Genomic DNA, 14,888 nt, shown 5'->3' with positions numbered 1-14,888 from the left:
ACGGCTGCTCCGCGGGTCAGGCCGTCCGGAAGCGTATGCCCAGGTCGGCGGGGGTGAAACGGCGTACGTCCCTGGTGGACAGCCCGCGGTCGGTCCCCCGGAAGACCCAGAAGCCACCCGTCCTGCCGTGGCCGTAGCCGGGCGCGGCGGCGACCACCTCGTCGTGCCCGTCCCCGTCGACGTCGAGCAGCGGGGGCTGGGGGGCGAAGGCGTCGAAGCCGTACGGAGTGTGCCGGCCGGGCACCCCCGGGGTGTCCAGGTCCAGGGTCTGCTCCCCGCCGTCCCCCTCGTGCGCGCTCGCGGCCGGGTCGTACTCGCCGCCGTGCCCGCGCCGCGCACCGGGCAGCAGGGTGAGCCGGCCGTTGCCGTAGTTCTTCTCCGGGGTGGCCACCACCAGGTCGGGACGGCCGTCGCCGGTGATGTCGCCGACCGACGGGGAGCCGCCGAAGCCGTCGCCGCGCCGTGCGTCGCCGGGCAGGCCCGGCCCGGACGGATCGACCGTGAGCTCCGAACGCCCCCGGCCCAGACCGGACCTGGCCCCGTGGACGACGGTCAGCCGCCCGGCGCCGGAGTGCCGCCCGGGGCCGAGGGTCCCCTGGCCGGGCGCGAGCAGATCGTCGATCCCGTCGTGGTCGGCGTCCCCGGCCGCGGGCTCGCGCGGGCCGTCCTCCGTGCCGAGGGCGTGGGCCAGGCGGGCCTCGGGCCGCTTGTCCCGCACCAGGCCCTTGGGGCCGCCGCGGTAGTGGGCGACGGGGGTGTCGAGGGGGGCGGTGTCGTCGGGTTCCGGTTGGCCGGGCTGGTCGGGCTCGCCGGGCTTGTCGGGGCGTTCCGGCTGCGCGAGGTCGTAGCGATAGGTCAGCACCACATCGGTGCGACGGTCGCCGTCGAAATCGCCGGTGGTGGCGGTGGCGGGTGCCGCGCGGCGGGCCCGGCCGGTGGGGAGCGGGGTGGTACGGGCGGGGCCCGCCTTGGTGCCGAACGGCCCGTACAGCACCCGGACCGCGCCCCGGCCGTCCGCACCCCGGCCGTCCGCACCCCGGCCGTCGGCAGCCGAGGCCAGCAGATCGGCCGCGCCGTCCCCGTCGAAGTCCCCCACGGCCAGCGCCAGAAATCCGGCCGCGTCGCCCTGGAGCGGGCGCGGCGCGGCCAGCCCACGGGGGCCGCCGCGCAACATCACCGTCTCCCCCGTCCGCTCGCCCCGCGCCGAACTCCCGTGCCGGAAGCGCGCCGTCACCAGGTCGGTGAAGCCGTCGCCGTCGAGATCGGTGCGCAGCAGGGGCCCGACGTAATCGTCCTCGGCGCCGTCGACGACGAGGCGGTGCCGCCGCGGGTCGAGGCCGTGCGCCGAGCCGTAGACCACCGCGAGCCGGGCGGGCAGCGGGCCCCGGGAGGCGCTGGTGGGGCGGATGGCGGTGGCGAAGTCGTCGTAACCGTCGCCGTTGAAGTCCCCGAGCGAGACTCCGGCCGTCCCCTTCGTGGCCCCCTCGACCGGCTTCGGGCCCCCGTGGCCACCGCCCTCGCTGCATCCGGCGAGCAGCAGCACGGACACGGTCACGGCGGCGACGGGAACGGACGAACGCACGGCGGCACCTCGCGAGGCGGATCGAGCGGTCATGGACAACGGTCGGGGACGAACGGGCGGTGGTCGGGGACAAGGAGCACGGACAAGGAGCACGGACAGCGGGCACGGCTACGGACACAGCCACGGACACGAACGCGGATGCGAACGAAGGCTTCATCGCTCAAGGACTCCAGGAAGCACGATCGGGTTGCTTCGCGGAGGTCCCCCGCCGACGCCCCGCCGATGCCCTCCGACGCCCCTCCGACGCCCTCCGACGCCCCCGCGGAATGCACGCGACACCGGGCACCGAGGTTGCGATCATGGCGAGAAAACCTCTCCGGACGAGGAAGGGCGATGCCCGATGCCGGCCATACCCGCCGACCCGACCGTGCTGCACCCGATGCCCGAGCAGCCACGGGTGGTGCTGCTGAAGCCGCTGATCACCTCGCCGCTGATCGAGGTCGGGGAGTTCTCGTACTACGACGACCCGGATGACCCCACCGCGTTCGAGACCCGCAATGTGCTGTACCACTACGGACCCGAGCGGCTGGTCATCGGGAAGTTCTGCGCGCTGGGCGAAGGGGTGCGGTTCATCATGAACGGCGCCAACCACCGCATGGACGGCCCCTCCACCTTCCCCTTCCCCATCATGGGCGGTTCGTGGACCGACCACTTCGACCTGATCACCGGCCTGCCGGGCCGGGGTGACACCGTGGTGGGCCATGACGTCTGGTTCGGCTACCGGACGATGGTGATGCCCGGTGTCCGCATCGGCCACGGGGCGGTCATCGCCTCCGGTTCCGTGGTGGTGGACGACGTCCCCGACTACGGCATCGTCGGCGGCAACCCGGCCAAGCTCATCCGCCGCCGCTACGACGACGCGGACATCGCCCGGCTGCTGGCCCTGGCCTGGTGGGACTGGCCGATCGAGCACCTCACCGCCCATATCCGCACGATCATGTCCGGAAGCGTGGACGGGCTGGAGGCGGCGGCGCCGCGCTGAACCCCGAGCGGAGAGGCGGCTTGCTCTGCGGCCCTGGCCGTAGAGCAAGCCGCCCCCTCCCCTCAGTGCTCGAGACTCATGTACAGCCGGGTGCCCCGGGGCTGGTAGCCGACGCGTTCGTAGACCCGGCGGGAGCCGTCACCCGAGTACTCCAGCCATACCGACTGGGCTCCTCGGGCGAACATCGTCTCGGTCAGCGCGGCGGTGACCGCGGCGGCGATGCCCTGGCCGCGGAAGGCGGGCCGGGTGCCCACGCCCGCCAGTTCCGCGGTGCCCACGGCGGGCGCCGAGCAGGTGGCCCCGCCGGCGCAGCCCCCGTCGGGCGCCCGGACGAACCGGACCGCTCCCCCGTCCTCCTGGATCCGGCGCAGCCGGGCCGCCCCCTCCGGGGACGAGGCGAACTCACCGGCGAACGCCTCGGACAGCGCGGCGTCGATCGCCCGGTAGTCCTCGTCCGTGGACGGGACGGCGACCGGGACCGCCGTGGGGCCGGCCTCCGCGTCCTGAGGAAGGGTGAGCGTGTCCGGGGTGCACACCAGATACGCGTGCACCGCCTCCACGGTGAACCCCGCCTCCCGCAGCGCGGGCTCCACGTCGGGCGCGGCGTCCGGCGCGAACTCGAGCCGGGGCTTGAGATCGCGTACCCGGAACGCCTCGATCAGCTCCTTGACGTCCCGGGCGGTGGGCCGGGTGCCGGGGAGCGGGGTCGCGTAGTTGATGTACGGGCTGGTGGTGCTGGGATCGAATCCCGCCACGAAGCCTCCGGCTTCGACCAGCACGGGGCGGCGGCGGAGGTTGGCTACGGCAAAGCTCTGGACGTCGGTGCCCAAGGTGATGTGACCTCACGTAGAAGCGCGGCGGAAGGCGCCGCGAGAGGAATGGCGTGCGGATACGTGGGGCCGCCGTGAGGAGACGCGTGTGGCACCGATCGTTCAGTGCCGACGGCGGCCGCTGGGGGACGCCGAGTCCATGGGCTTCAGTCCTTTGACAGGTAGTAGGCAGAAGTGATCGCCATCCGGAACCTATCGCACGGCGTGGGCGAGTGGCAGTTCGTTTTTTGGGGCGGCGGCGCGAGCGTCGGCCAGTGCCCGGCCTTTTCTCCGTTCAGAGGATTGACGCGGACACACCACGACCTTACCTTCTCGACAGGTCTCGTCGTTCACAAAGAAACATCGTCTTCATGTATGTGGACGCGCGCCTACCCCCACCCCCCACGGGAAGGCATTCCCATGCGCCTCCGTACGCTGCTCGCCTCGCTGGCGACCGTGACCGCCGTCATCGGTGGTCTGGCCCTCGCGATGCCCGCCGGTGCCACCACCGCGGCCGCTCCCTTCGCCGACCCGTCGAAGGCGCCGGGCGGCAACTTCGACCTGTCGGTGTGGCAACTCCAGGAACCGGTCGGCTCCCCCGGCAAGCCGACGACCATCCCCTCGTCCCGGCTTCAGGGCTCGAACGGATTCCAGGACGACTACTTCTACACCGACAAGCGCGACGGGGCGATGACGTTCTGGGCGCCGGAGAAGGGCGTCACCACACCGAACTCCAACTACGCCCGCTCCGAACTGCGCGAGATGAACCGCGGCGGAAGCGCCGCGGACTGGTCGCTGAGCGGCTCCCACAAGCTCCAGGCGACGCTGCGCGTGGTGTCGGTGACGAAGAACGTCTGCGTCGGGCAGATCCACCTCGGCTCGGGCGGATCCTCCACAAAGCCGCTGGTGGAGCTGTACTACCGCGCCAACGGCGACATCGTCCTCGGAACGGAGAACTCGCCCGAGGGCGGCCAGACGCTGCACAACGTGGGCCATGTGTCGGTCGGCAAGACCTGGAACTACACGATCGGCGTCTCCGGCGGCGACACGATCGATCTGACGGTCAACGGCAGCACGACGCACTACGCCATCCCGTCGTCCTTCTTCCCATACAAGCAGTACTTCAAGGCCGGCTCCTACAACCAGTCGTCCTCCGACAGCACGACGAACGGAGCGCGCGTCGGCTTCTACGGCCTGACCGTCTCCCACAGCTGAGCACCTGAAGACCCGGCGGCCAAGGAAGCCGCCGGGTCTTCGGCTCGTCGGTGTCACCCACCCGGAAACCGAGCCACCCAGCGCCGCTGCCACGGCGTCTCGACGGCGCGGGGATGATGGTGAGCGCGCGCCCACGCGACAGCGTCGGCGGGCGCCACCCCCGCCATGATGGCCAGGCAGGCGATGACGGTCCCGGTGCGCCCGACGCCGCCACCGCAGGCGACTTCGACCGGCGTGCCCGCCCGTGCCTGCCGGTGCAGCGCGCGGATCTGCCGCACGGCCAGGTCGCGGTCGCGCGGCAGCAGGAAATCGGGCCACTCGATCCACGCCCGCTCCCACTCCAGCTCCCCGTCATGCCGGTCGCGCAGCCGGGTGGACCCCAGATAGAGCCCGAAGCCGGGCACCGGCCCGTCCGGTCGTGGGTGGCGCAGCCCCCGGCCGCGCACCCAGGAGCCATCCGGCAGCCGAAGGGCACTGGTCAGTGGTGCGTCACTCATCGGTCCCCGCTCCCCGCTCCCGGCCCGAAGACCCACATCGCTCGACGTGTCGAAACACAGCCGCCCTTCGGCAGCGTAGTCCGGTAGCGCGTCGCATAGCCCGCTCCCCCGCGGTTACCCGGACGGGACGAGCGGGGCGTGAGCAGAGTGCGGTGCGGTCCGGCGCGCTCGGTTCCACTCTCCGCCGGGAAGAAAGGGCCACGGCCATGACGACTCCCGGCAATTTGCCCTCACCCGAGCAAGGGCTCGTTCTCACCCACTTCCTGACCGTGCGCGATGTCGTGAGATCGAGACGCTTCTACGCCGACATCTTCGGCGGCGAGGTCGTACTGGAGGAGAACCCGGCCATCGTGCGGGTGGCCAACAGCTGGATCATCATGAACCCCGGCGGCGGGCCCACCCCGGACAAGCCCGAGGTGACGCTCGTGCCGCCGGAGAACGGCAACACCGTGTCCAGTTTCCTGAACGTCCGCGTCGCCGATATCGCCGCCTTCTACGCCGACGCCGTGGCCAAAGGAGCGCGGTTCCTCACGGAGCCCCTCGACCGCAAGGCCGAGCTGCGCTGCTATCTGCGCGACCCCGACGGCTATCTCATCGAGGTCGGCCAGGCCACCGGCATGCTCCGCGGCGTATTCGCCGACCGATGACCCACGGCCCCTCTTGGCCCGGACGGACAAACGAGCGCGAGTGCGCGGCGGCGCCCCGACCGGGCGCTCCTCAAGGTCAAGGGAGGGAGCTCCCAGCACCCGGTCGGTGCGCGCGCATCAGACGGTCGCGGCCAGCCAGCCGATGGTTTCGGTGGTGTGCTTGCCGTCGCTCTTGGTGGTGCCGGCGTACACCTCGTTCAGGCGGATGAGGAAGCCCGTGTTGGTGACGTCATGAACGCGGATGCCCGGTGTCTCCGGGCCGTTGAAGGTCTGGGTCAGTGGGAGGACGACGACGTTGGAACCCGCCGGAAACGGGGTGGGGAAGGTGACGCGCGTGAAGGTCGAGGTGTTACCGCCAGTCGTCTCGATGGCATTGTCCGAGTTCAGGTCGATCTTGCCGGTCTGGATGAAGCTCATCGACAACTTCCTTCGTCAGCGACCTGGTTGCCCGGCCGTCGTCGACGGCCGACAGGACACTCGTCACGAAATGGGCTTTGTATGCCGATGTCCCACAAACGAGTGATCACCTTTCAGACAGCGCGGCCGTGCACATCTCCTGGTGGTCTCCCTCGGCGCGAGTTCCGGAGCATGGGGCGAGAGTCGCGGGCATGGCACCGCGACGGCACAATCGCCGTCGCCTTATCCGCAGGCGAAACCGCCCCCCGGCTTTCAGTCCAAGTACACGGAGGTAAACGGCTTCCGCGGTCGCGTCGATGTGGCACTTCGGCCTGTTCCAGTTGCCGCTCGCCGAGCAGCTCATCGCCGGTCATGAGCGCGTCTTCGTCCGCGGCTTCATCGGGGGGCTTCTGGTCAGCAAGTCCGCGTTCACGCAGTCCGACTACGACTTCTACGCCCACTACCTGAAGGAGCCGGACCGCACACTGGCCTGGATGCGCATGTACCGCCAGCTCCGCGAGGACGTCCGGCAGAACAAGAAGTTCCTGGCCGAAGGCAAGCTGAGGATGCCCATCCTGGCGATCGGCGGCCAGGCGTCGTTCGGCGGCAAAATCGCCGACCGATGGCGCGACTACGCCCTGAACGTCCACGGCCGGGTCCTGAAGGGTTCGGGTCACTGGGTGACCGAGGAGAAGCCGCGGGAAGTGACGGCCATGCTTCAGTCCTTCCTGCGGAAGTAGTCCAGCGGTTCGGCATCCCCGACACCGGCCTGCCCTAACACGTGAAAGGTGAGGACGGGGCGGCCAGACCGATCGAGCGCCGGATTACCGATACGGCCGTTGCCTTCGGCAGGATGGGCGCCATGACCGAGATCCGTACACCCCGCCTCCTCCTCCGTCGCTGGCATGAGGACGACCTCGCGCCGATGGCGGACATCAACGCGGACCCGCGGGTCATGCGCTGGATCGACGACGGCTCGGTGCGCGACCTGGACTACACGGCAGAGGCCATCGAGCGGTGGGAGGAGGAGTGGGACGAGGAGGGCTTCGGACTCTTCGCCGTCGAGCTGCTGGCCTCGGGCGAACTGGCAGGCTTCACGGGTCTGTCCGTGCCCGAGTTCCTGCCGGAGGTACTGCCCGCCGTGGCCATTGGCTGGCGGCTCGGCTCACAGTTCTGGGGCCAGGGATACGCGTCCGAAGCCGCCCACGCCACGCTGGAGTTCGCGCTCCAGGACCGCGGCCTCGACCGCGTCATCAGCATCAACCGGGTGGGTGACGACGCCTCCGAGAACGTCATCCGCAAGCTCGGCATGGTGCCCGAGCGAGAGACGTCGCACCCGGTGTACGGCTACCCGCTGCGCGTTCGCGCCATCGATCTCACCGAGTTCCAGGCGTGAACCGGCCGCGAACCGCGGCCACGGCGCGCGGTCAGCGCAGAGCACGCCGCGCCGCGTACCCCAGCACACCGGCCGTCAGCAGGATCAGCCCGGCCAGCGCGCCCGTCGCCGCCCACTGCATGGCGTCCATGTGGGAGAACGGCAGATACTCCTTCGACCAGCCGACCACCCCCTCGCGCCGCAGGCAGGCCGACCTGTCGTCCGCGTTCGTGCAGGTGCCCCAGCCGCGCAGTGAGCCGTCGCCGGTCACATAGGAGGTGTCCACCTCCAAGGCGTTGGCGGGGATCTTCGGAGAGTCGCCCTCGCCGAACCGGCCGCCGCCCGTGGTCTTCGTCACCGTGGTCGCGAACATCATCCGCATCTGCGACCAGACGGTCTTCAGCGCCAGCAGGGCGACCAAGGTCACCACCATCGCGGGCAGCGTGCGCCGCGTCAGCAGCCCGGCGGCGGCACCGATCAGCAGGCCGAGCACGGCCAGGGCCACCGCGACCGGTCCCGTGGTGTCGAACCCGCCGGCACTGGTGAAGTCGGCGTTGACAGCCATGTGGTTCGCCAGCTTGGAACTGGTGGGATCTTATGGGGGAGTTAGGCGTGCCTGAGGAACGGACGGACCCAATGCAGCGACTGCACACCGAGAACTCCTTGTCCGACCGTTCGCACGTTGACGGTCCGGTTGTCCAAGCGGGCGTCATCCATGGTGGCGTCACCATCCACCACGCCAACGAGGCGCGAGAACTTGAGACGCCCTGCATGGCGACCGGTTCGAGCATCCGGACGACCAGTGACCTCTATGAGTGGGCAGACGAACCAGCTGACCCCGATACATCGGCAGGCCCGTGGACTCCAGAAGATGGGGCCAGGGTGCTCGTGGAAGGGCTTGCTATACAGGCCGTGGTGCTCAGGGGAATGCGTCCTGTAGTGCTCTCCCGTAAAGTCCCGCGTCCTGCGAAAGTTTGGAGGGTGGTCTTCGGCATACTGGAGACGCGGGGGTTCACCACCGACCTGGGCGCAGATCACCCGGTTCTCCGGCCCCTGGACGGCCCGGACTTCCCGTTCACTGTCACCAGCAGTGACCCTGAACTATTCAAGGTCTACCCCGCCGCCTCGGCCTTCGAGATCGAGTGGCACCTTGAATTGGAGTGGTCGAGTGCCGGCCGTCACGGGACGCTCACCGTTGACGACGGCGGCCGCCCCTTCCACTTCCTGCCGCGCCCCCGGTTGACCGAGCAGTGAGCGTGATTCAAGCTGAAGTTGCTGGTCAATGAGGCTGGTGTGAGACGGCTGGTCGGCGCTCGTGCTGACCAACACCGAGATCTCCAGGAGACAGATGATCTCCGCCGCAGACACCCGCCCGCCACCAGCACGAGCACCGGACCGTCACCTCACACCAGGCTTCGTAACCAGCAACTTCAGGTTGAACAAGGCTCATTGGCCTCGCCGTGGGCGGGAGCCAGTGAACCCGGCGGACTCGGTGCGGCTTAAGACGCCGGCTTCGAGATAGGCCATCTCCTGATCAGCGAGAGCCTTGAGCGCGGCAAGGACCCGTGCTCGGGCCAGGGTGGGGAGAGCTGCGGCGGCTTGCGCGGTCGGGAGCACCAGCAAGTCCGCTCGGCCGTCGAGGTAGGTGAGACAAGCTGCGTCGGCGCGGGTGAGGGGATTGGTGGCTACGACATAGCTGAAGACCTGTCGACGGCGCATCTGAACCCAGTCAGCGGCGATCCGTCGAAGGACGGGTATGCCGTTCGGGGCTCCCTGGAAGACATTTTGGGCGGCCTGCTCCGGGGCCTGCCCGTTGTGAACAGGACCCGAGGGCACGAGCAGGTCGCCGCGTAGCTCGGCGACGAGTAAGTGGGTGGTCCCTATGGGCACGAGCAAGGACACTCCTGCCACCGGTGGCCGCCAGTTCTCGTAAGGAGCCGATTTCCGTGAGTGGCGCTGACGAGCGAAGGGAGCCGCAGTGGTCGACCTGAGTGTTCGCGTCATAACCGCGCGCCCGTCACGACGGTGACGAGTTGGCGGAGGTGTTCTGGGGAGCTGGTGCTGGGTATGGGTGCGACGTGGTCTCCGAGGCGGAGCAGCCAGTTGAGAGCCGCGTCGATATGCCCCTGCCGTGCGAGAGCACCGGCATCGAGCGGCCGGTACGGCACATAGGGGATGGAGAGGTCCCGGCAGAGTTCGAGCGCCGGGTCGTGCCGGTCCCCGCTCATGTTGAGGACGTTCTGCACGGCGGCGACGGTGGTGTCATTGGTGACGGTACGGATCTGCTCGGGCGTGACCTTCGACAGACCGATGTGCCCGATCTTGCCCTCGTCCTTCAGGGCTTGGAGGGTGCCGATCTGGTCCGCGACGGGCACGTCGGGGTCGATGCGGTGGAGGTAGCAGAGTTCGAGCCGGTCCACGCCCAGTCGCCGTAGGCTCCCCTCGACACATGCCCGCAGGTAGACGGGGTGGCCATGCGGAACCCAGGTGTCCGGGGCGGGACGGGCCAGGCCCACTTTGGTCGCGATCAGTACGTGCTCGGGGTACGGGTGTAAGGCATCGTGGATGAGGTGTTCGACCGTGTGGGGCCCGTAGGCGTCCGCGGTGTCGATGTGCGTGATGCCGTAGGCGTGGACGGCCTGGCGGAGCACGGAGAACGCGGTGGCCCGGTCGGCTGGATCGCCCCAGATGCCGGGGCCGGTCAGGCGCATCGTGCCGAAGCCGAGCCGGGAGACGGTCTTCCCGGCGAGGGTGATGGTGCCCGCGGGCGGCGCGATGGTCATACGGCGGCCTCCTGGAGGCAGAGCTGAAGGGCGCGTTCGATGGCGCGGGTGTGACTTTCGGGGTCGCTGGTGACGCGCTGGTGCGGGATCCCGTCCTCGGCCAAGAGGCCGTGGACGTGGCGGTCGACCAGGAGGCGGTAGCGGTGGTCGTAGTCGTGGCTCTGGTCGACGGGTACGTCCGGGTCGAGCACGGTCGCCAGGAGGAGGTCGTACTTCGGCGCCTGCGTCGAGGCGAGGAGTCGCAGGCGTTCCCTCTCCAGTCGGTGGGCGTGCTCGCCGCGGTGCTCAAGGGCCGCGTGGTAGTACGCGAGGGCGTCGAAGGAGGCTCGGTCGACGAGGACGACGTCGGCGCCTTGTGCTGCGGCGGCGATGTCGTCGGCGATGCCCTGCGTGATGATCCACTCGGTGGAGGCCGCGGTGTGGTGCTGCATTTTCGGCAGGCCGATGGCGGCGGCGCGTTTGGCGAGTCGGCCTGTGCGGGCCACGGTGAGCCCGTGGCCGCGCAGTTCCATCTGGATCCGCTTGAGCAGTGTCGTCTTGCCGGTGGAGTGGGTGCCGAGCACGCCGATACGGATGGGCGTCTGCTGGTGGGTCACCACAGGGTGGGGTCCTCTTCTGGCATGGGGGCGCCTGGCAGGCCGGGCGGCACGGCCGCGGCGACGAGCTGGTCCCAGGTGTCGTAGTGGCTGGCCATGGCGATGAGGAGCTGTGCGGTGGCGTAGGCGTCGTAGGTGGCACGGTGCCGCTGGGCAGGAGCGGCCGTGAGGTCCGGCGCGGTGTGCTTGATCAGGGCGTCGAGGCTGTAGCGCGGCAGGTCCTTGTACGTGGCCTTGGCCAGGCGGAGGGTGTCGAGGACTCCGGCCGGTTCCCAGTTGGGCAGGTGGGCCTTGAGCACTCGGTAGTCCGTGTGGGCGTTGTGGGCGCAGATCCACGCCTTGCCCAGGAGCGCGTGGACCTGCTCGGCGATCTCCCTCCACGTAGGGGACTGCGCCAGGAGTCCGTTGGTCAGGCCGTGGATGCCGGCGGCGCGGGGGGTGACGGGCCGGGGTGGGCGGATGAGCCACGCTCCGGCCGTGCTGGTGTCCGGCCCGCCGTCGTGAACGGGAAGGGCGGCCACCTCGACCAGGTCGGGCGGGTTGGCGCCGTTGCCTTCGACGTCTACGACGAACAGGGTGGGCCAGGTGGCGAAGTTCATGGTGCGGGTGTTCCGTTCTGCGTCGGCCAGCCGATGGGGGCACGGCCGTGCTGGCGGTAGTGGTGAGGCTTCTCGCGGTCGTGGCACTGGTAGCCGTAGCCGTGCTGGAGGTAGTAGCGCGGCGGCTCGTCCAGGCCCTCGACGATGATGGCCCGGTCGGTGATCTCAACGGGCCCGGTCGCGCCAAGGGTTCGGGCGCTTTCGGTGACGTCCGCGAGGTCGGGTTTGTCCCAGGCCGCGTGGCACAGCGCGAGCTGCTTTTCCGGACAGATGTCGCACAGCTCGCGGACGCCGTAGTGGCCGTTGTAGTCGGCCTCGCCGTGGGCGTAGGCCACGCCGCAGCTCGTCTTGCGGAACAACGCTCCCCACGGGGCGGAGACGTCCTCGATGCTGCGGAAGGCATCGAGCACCCGCCGCTCGGCCGTCTCGGGAAGGATCTTGCGCCGGGCGGTGTCCTCGTACGGCACGGGCAGCCCGTGCGCCTGGTAGTAGGCGGCGATCTCCTGGCGGAAGAACAGGCCGGTGAAGACCGTGGCGTGCGCGTACCAGGACAACTCCCGCGCCCGCTCCAGATGGGCGTCGGAGTCGTTGAGCCCGGGGACGATCGGCCGCCAGTACAGGATGGTGCGGTACCGCTCGGCGTGCTCGTAGAGGGTGCGCAGGCTCTCGGCGGCGATCTGGGAGTCCACCGGCTCGATGGCCTCGTGGACGATGCCGGAGTGGGTGACCAGCACGGTCAGGCGCAGGTTCTTGAAGCTGTTGAGGACCTCGCAGTCGGCCGGGGAGACGCGCCAGCGGGTGATGACCAGGACATGGTTGGTCAGGCCCCGGTCGTCCAGGTGCCGCAGCACGGTGAACAGGTGCGGTTTGACGGCCGGAAGCATGGGGTCGGTCGCCCGGTTCAGAAGCTGGAGCGGCGTGGTGTGCGGCCGGAAGTACGGGTGCTCGACGAGAGCGGTAACTGCCGCCTCGTCGCTCATCAGTCGGCGGGGGACCTTCATGTCGAAGTTGTCGAAGGTGTGCCGGATGCAGTATCCGCAGTCCAGCGGGCAGCCGATGATCCAGTTCAGGGAGAGGCCGGACTTGCGGTACTCGATCACGTCCGCCAGGGCGGGCTTCAGCCCGCCTATCGTCTCCGTGGCAAGGATCGGTAACGGGCGTTGCTGGTACAGCTCGCTCATGATGCCTCCAATTCAAGGGAACGGCGTCAGTTCTCGACGGACGTGCGCTGGCGCGGGGGGCTCGGTGGGGAGAGCAGGGCGCGGCGATGGGCGCCGTACCAGGTGCCGAAGTCGCGACGGGCGGCGTCCGGGTCATCGCTGGTATGGACGAGGTTGCGGACCAGGCGCCGCTCGGCGAGCGCCGCGGCCAGGCTGTCGTCCCCGAGGTCGCCGCGGATGGTGCCGGCCGCGGCCCTGGTGGGGTCGAAGTGCCCCAGGAGCTGACGAAGGCGGTGGTGTACGCCTGGTTCTCCGTGGGCCAGTGCCACGGTGACGGGACGGTTGGCGTACTCCGCGTCCAGGCAGGCGGGGATGTCGCGGTCCGGGAACCAATCGGCGTCCACCAGCAGGTCCCAGTAGTGGACGTGCGCCTGCCACGCCTGAACGGTCAGGTCGAGCCGATCCGACACGGCGACCTGGGCTGCGCCGATCCGGTCCAGGACGGCGTCCACCAGGGCGCGCTCGACCGCGTCGGGCTTGCACAGGATGACCGAGCACCGCTCGAAGTCGGGATCGGCGGGGCGGCGGCCGTCGCTGAACCAGGTGGCGAAGTCGCGGCGGGCGGCGTCCGGGTCATCGCTGGTGTGGACGAGGTTGCGGACCAGGCGCCGCTCGGCGAGCGCCGCGGCCAGACTGTCGTCCCCGAGGTCGCCGCGGATCGTCCCGGCCACGGCCAGCGTGGGGTCGGTATGCCCGACGAGTTGCCGCAGACGGGCGTGGATACCGGGCTCACCGTGGGCGAGTGCCACGGACACCGGGCGGTCGGCGAACGCCTCATCGAGGTAGGTCGGCAGATCACGGGGGGCGCGCTTGGCGTCAGCGAGCAGATCGCGGTACACGACGTGGGCCTGCCACGGCTGCGCCACACGGTCCATGCGGTCCGTGACGGTGACACCAGAGGCTCGGATCATGTCGAGCACACGCTGGACCAGGCCACGCTCCACGCAGTCCGGCTTGCACAGAATGACCGCCCAGCGGTCGAAGTCGACGCCGTCGACCACAGCGCCGCTGGGTGGCTTCCGGCTCACTGCTCGCCTCCGTCCAGGGCGGCAGCGCAGGCCGACCAGCGGTGGCCGACGAGCCACCGCAGGCCCGGGTCCAGAGCATCGAGGACATCCGGGTTCACCGTGTCCACATGGTCGTGCTGGATCTGCCGATAGACCTCGAACAGCAGCACAGCCTGCTGCCAATAGGGATCGAGATCCGAGCTCGTGATGTGTGCCGCGCTGTAGTGGGCCTTGTTCGTGCGCAGCATCTCCTCGCGTTCAAGGACGTGCGCCACGGTCGCTTCGGTGGTGCTGGCTGGCATCGCCGGGAAGGGGAACTGGATCGGCGCCGAGCGGGTGACGGCTTCCAGAAGGACTCGGTGGACGCGGTCGGCGTTACGGTCGCAGATGTGGGCCGAGCCGATGAAGTGGGTGTAGGTGCCCAGCTCAAGGCCGAGCTGGACGGCCGCGAACTCCTGAACCATGGTGAAGCTGAAGACATCCGAGAGCAGACCACAGTCGAGATCGTTGGCCCGCATGTAGCACACCATGTGCAGCCGCTCATCCCGCACCAACAAGTGCAGCCCGGCAAGGCACGCCATATCCGGGTTGTCACTGATCGCCAGCTCGTCAGCGGCGAAGACGGGAAGGTAACCGCGCTTGCTGTCCTGCTCGCCGCGGAGCAGTTCCAGGACGTGGTCAAAGGGCGACACCGTGTCGCCGTCGGCCGGGTTGAAGATCGTGTGCCCGTAAGCGGAACCGCCCAGATGGATGCCGTCCCGGGAGCTGGAGCGCATCGACGGCGCGTAGTAGCCGATCATCTCCAGGTCCCTGCGGCCGGCCAGGTACCAGAGTGCTTCGGCGAAGTGGAAGACCGGGTTCGTCTTACGCGCTGCCAGGAAGGGCAGTCGCCGGCGCGGGTCCGACAAGCGGAAGCTCGCGCCGATCACCTCGCGGGCGTCGTTGCCACGGGCAGAGATGTGGTGATCGTGATCCTCGGATACCAGCCTCAGTAAGGCCAGGTATGCCTCTTCGAGGCCGGGGAGGCTGAGGGGTGTGAGCATGATTCTCCTTGGATGTGCAGTCGCGGCCGCGGCCGGTCGGCGGGGATGCTGAGCCCGGCCGCCCCTTGCCTCACCAAGGAGCAGCCGTCGAGGGCCGCCACGGGACCGAGCGCCAGCCCGGCCGTACCGGTTCGCGA

The 14,888-nt window shown here is 69.5% G+C and carries 18 protein-coding genes; 6 read left to right on the top strand and 12 right to left on the bottom strand.

Translation table 11 applies throughout. The annotated features are described in order from the left end of the window. Nucleotides 1-16 precede the first annotated feature (16 nt). The gene (locus J8403_RS29390; protein ID WP_211125795.1) at nt 17-1,582 is read right to left on the bottom strand and encodes an FG-GAP-like repeat-containing protein; all 1,566 of its coding nucleotides are present in this window, start codon (nt 1,580-1,582) and stop codon (nt 17-19) included. 340 nt (nt 1,583-1,922) lie between these two features. Between J8403_RS29390 and J8403_RS29385 the strand changes: the two genes are divergently transcribed. Next, the gene (locus J8403_RS29385; RefSeq protein WP_211125794.1) at nt 1,923-2,564 is read left to right on the top strand and encodes a CatB-related O-acetyltransferase; all 642 of its coding nucleotides are present in this window, start codon (nt 1,923-1,925) and stop codon (nt 2,562-2,564) included. A gap of 62 nt (nt 2,565-2,626) precedes the next feature. Here the strand turns inward: J8403_RS29385 and J8403_RS29380 are convergent, their stop codons facing one another. Beyond that, a complete protein-coding gene (locus J8403_RS29380) occupies nt 2,627-3,394 on the bottom strand; it encodes a GNAT family N-acetyltransferase (protein ID WP_211125793.1) in 768 nt (255 codons plus the stop codon). Nucleotides 3,395-3,793: 399 nt separating this feature from the next. On the opposite strand from J8403_RS29380, the gene J8403_RS29375 reads away from it, so the two are divergent. Further along, nucleotides 3,794-4,588, top strand: a complete 795-nt coding sequence (locus J8403_RS29375; RefSeq protein ID WP_211125792.1) for a polysaccharide lyase family 7 protein — start codon at nt 3,794-3,796, stop codon at nt 4,586-4,588. A 53-nt stretch (nt 4,589-4,641) separates the two neighbouring features. Here J8403_RS29375 and J8403_RS29370 read toward each other — a convergent pair whose 3' ends face one another. Continuing rightward, nucleotides 4,642-5,085 carry a protein-tyrosine phosphatase family protein gene (locus J8403_RS29370; protein ID WP_211125791.1) on the bottom strand — a complete coding sequence of 148 codons (444 nt, stop codon included), beginning with the start codon at nt 5,083-5,085 and terminating at the stop codon, nt 4,642-4,644. Nucleotides 5,086-5,291: 206 nt separating this feature from the next. Between J8403_RS29370 and J8403_RS29365 the strand changes: the two genes are divergently transcribed. After that, nucleotides 5,292-5,732 carry a VOC family protein gene (locus J8403_RS29365; RefSeq protein WP_211125790.1) on the top strand — a complete coding sequence of 147 codons (441 nt, stop codon included), beginning with the start codon at nt 5,292-5,294 and terminating at the stop codon, nt 5,730-5,732. A 117-nt stretch (nt 5,733-5,849) separates the two neighbouring features. Here J8403_RS29365 and J8403_RS29360 read toward each other — a convergent pair whose 3' ends face one another. Beyond that, nucleotides 5,850-6,149 carry a hypothetical protein gene (locus J8403_RS29360; protein ID WP_211125789.1) on the bottom strand — a complete coding sequence of 100 codons (300 nt, stop codon included), beginning with the start codon at nt 6,147-6,149 and terminating at the stop codon, nt 5,850-5,852. 296 nt (nt 6,150-6,445) lie between these two features. Here J8403_RS29360 and J8403_RS29355 point away from each other — a divergent pair, with 296 nt between their 5' ends. Together J8403_RS29355 and J8403_RS29350 are read left to right on the top strand one after the other, a co-directional pair. Then, nucleotides 6,446-6,868 carry an alpha/beta fold hydrolase gene (locus tag J8403_RS29355; RefSeq protein ID WP_211125788.1) on the top strand — a complete coding sequence of 141 codons (423 nt, stop codon included), beginning with the start codon at nt 6,446-6,448 and terminating at the stop codon, nt 6,866-6,868. Between the two features lie 122 nt (nt 6,869-6,990). Continuing rightward, nucleotides 6,991-7,524 carry a GNAT family N-acetyltransferase gene (locus J8403_RS29350; protein ID WP_211125787.1) on the top strand — a complete coding sequence of 178 codons (534 nt, stop codon included), beginning with the start codon at nt 6,991-6,993 and terminating at the stop codon, nt 7,522-7,524. 31 nt (nt 7,525-7,555) lie between these two features. On the opposite strand, the gene J8403_RS29345 is transcribed toward J8403_RS29350, so the two are convergent. Further along, nucleotides 7,556-8,068, bottom strand: a complete 513-nt coding sequence (locus J8403_RS29345; RefSeq protein ID WP_246586044.1) for a hypothetical protein — start codon at nt 8,066-8,068, stop codon at nt 7,556-7,558. A gap of 47 nt (nt 8,069-8,115) precedes the next feature. Between J8403_RS29345 and J8403_RS29340 the strand changes: the two genes are divergently transcribed. Further along, nucleotides 8,116-8,757 carry a hypothetical protein gene (locus J8403_RS29340; protein WP_211125786.1) on the top strand — a complete coding sequence of 214 codons (642 nt, stop codon included), beginning with the start codon at nt 8,116-8,118 and terminating at the stop codon, nt 8,755-8,757. 192 nt (nt 8,758-8,949) lie between these two features. Here the strand turns inward: J8403_RS29340 and J8403_RS29335 are convergent, their stop codons facing one another. The 7 genes from J8403_RS29335 to J8403_RS29305 form a co-directional block, all read right to left on the bottom strand. Continuing rightward, a complete protein-coding gene (locus J8403_RS29335; RefSeq protein WP_211125785.1) occupies nt 8,950-9,399 on the bottom strand; it encodes a hypothetical protein in 450 nt (149 codons plus the stop codon). Between the two features lie 104 nt (nt 9,400-9,503). After that, on the bottom strand, nt 9,504-10,286 hold the full coding sequence (locus J8403_RS29330; RefSeq protein ID WP_211125784.1) for an aldo/keto reductase: 783 nt from the start codon (nt 10,284-10,286) through the stop codon (nt 9,504-9,506). After that, nucleotides 10,283-10,882 carry an AAA family ATPase gene (locus tag J8403_RS29325; protein WP_246586043.1) on the bottom strand — a complete coding sequence of 200 codons (600 nt, stop codon included), beginning with the start codon at nt 10,880-10,882 and terminating at the stop codon, nt 10,283-10,285. Before J8403_RS29325 ends, J8403_RS29330 begins: the two co-directional genes overlap by 4 nt. Beyond that, entirely contained in the window at nt 10,879-11,481 is a 603-nt protein-coding gene (locus J8403_RS29320; protein WP_211125783.1) for a 3'-5' exonuclease, read from the bottom strand. The genes J8403_RS29325 and J8403_RS29320 overlap by 4 nt, the downstream gene beginning before the upstream one ends. Then, nucleotides 11,478-12,662, bottom strand: a complete 1,185-nt coding sequence (locus J8403_RS29315) for a radical SAM protein (RefSeq protein ID WP_211125782.1) — start codon at nt 12,660-12,662, stop codon at nt 11,478-11,480. The genes J8403_RS29320 and J8403_RS29315 overlap by 4 nt, the downstream gene beginning before the upstream one ends. Before the next feature lie 26 nt (nt 12,663-12,688). Further along, entirely contained in the window at nt 12,689-13,729 is a 1,041-nt protein-coding gene (locus tag J8403_RS29310) for a nucleoside-diphosphate kinase (RefSeq protein ID WP_211125781.1), read from the bottom strand. Further along, the gene (locus J8403_RS29305) at nt 13,726-14,751 is read right to left on the bottom strand and encodes a thymidylate synthase (protein ID WP_211125780.1); all 1,026 of its coding nucleotides are present in this window, start codon (nt 14,749-14,751) and stop codon (nt 13,726-13,728) included. The genes J8403_RS29310 and J8403_RS29305 overlap by 4 nt, the downstream gene beginning before the upstream one ends. Nucleotides 14,752-14,888 lie beyond the last annotated feature (137 nt).

Origin of the sequence: Streptomyces yatensis, from assembly GCF_018069625.1 — a bacterium.
Classification (GTDB): domain Bacteria; phylum Actinomycetota; class Actinomycetes; order Streptomycetales; family Streptomycetaceae; genus Streptomyces; species Streptomyces yatensis.
This window is presented reverse-complemented; position numbering and strand designations above follow the sequence as displayed.

Bases quoted from the DNA above. Each gene is read 5' to 3' on its own strand.
- J8403_RS29385 (WP_211125794.1), top strand. From the start codon at position 1,923: ATGCCGGCCATACCCGCCGACCCGACCGTGCTGCACCCGATGCCCGAG.
- J8403_RS29375 (WP_211125792.1), top strand. From the start codon at position 3,794: ATGCGCCTCCGTACGCTGCTCGCCTCGCTGGCGACCGTGACCGCCGTC.
- J8403_RS29370 (WP_211125791.1), bottom strand. From the start codon at position 5,085: ATGAGTGACGCACCACTGACCAGTGCCCTTCGGCTGCCGGATGGCTCC.
- J8403_RS29365 (WP_211125790.1), top strand. From the start codon at position 5,292: ATGACGACTCCCGGCAATTTGCCCTCACCCGAGCAAGGGCTCGTTCTC.
- J8403_RS29360 (WP_211125789.1), bottom strand. From the start codon at position 6,149: ATGAGCTTCATCCAGACCGGCAAGATCGACCTGAACTCGGACAATGCC.
- J8403_RS29355 (WP_211125788.1), top strand. From the start codon at position 6,446: ATGTGGCACTTCGGCCTGTTCCAGTTGCCGCTCGCCGAGCAGCTCATC.
- J8403_RS29350 (WP_211125787.1), top strand. From the start codon at position 6,991: ATGACCGAGATCCGTACACCCCGCCTCCTCCTCCGTCGCTGGCATGAG.
- J8403_RS29345 (WP_246586044.1), bottom strand. From the start codon at position 8,068: ATGGCTGTCAACGCCGACTTCACCAGTGCCGGCGGGTTCGACACCACG.
- J8403_RS29330 (WP_211125784.1), bottom strand. From the start codon at position 10,286: ATGACCATCGCGCCGCCCGCGGGCACCATCACCCTCGCCGGGAAGACC.
- J8403_RS29320 (WP_211125783.1), bottom strand. From the start codon at position 11,481: ATGAACTTCGCCACCTGGCCCACCCTGTTCGTCGTAGACGTCGAAGGC.
- J8403_RS29315 (WP_211125782.1), bottom strand. From the start codon at position 12,662: ATGAGCGAGCTGTACCAGCAACGCCCGTTACCGATCCTTGCCACGGAG.
- J8403_RS29305 (WP_211125780.1), bottom strand. From the start codon at position 14,751: ATGCTCACACCCCTCAGCCTCCCCGGCCTCGAAGAGGCATACCTGGCC.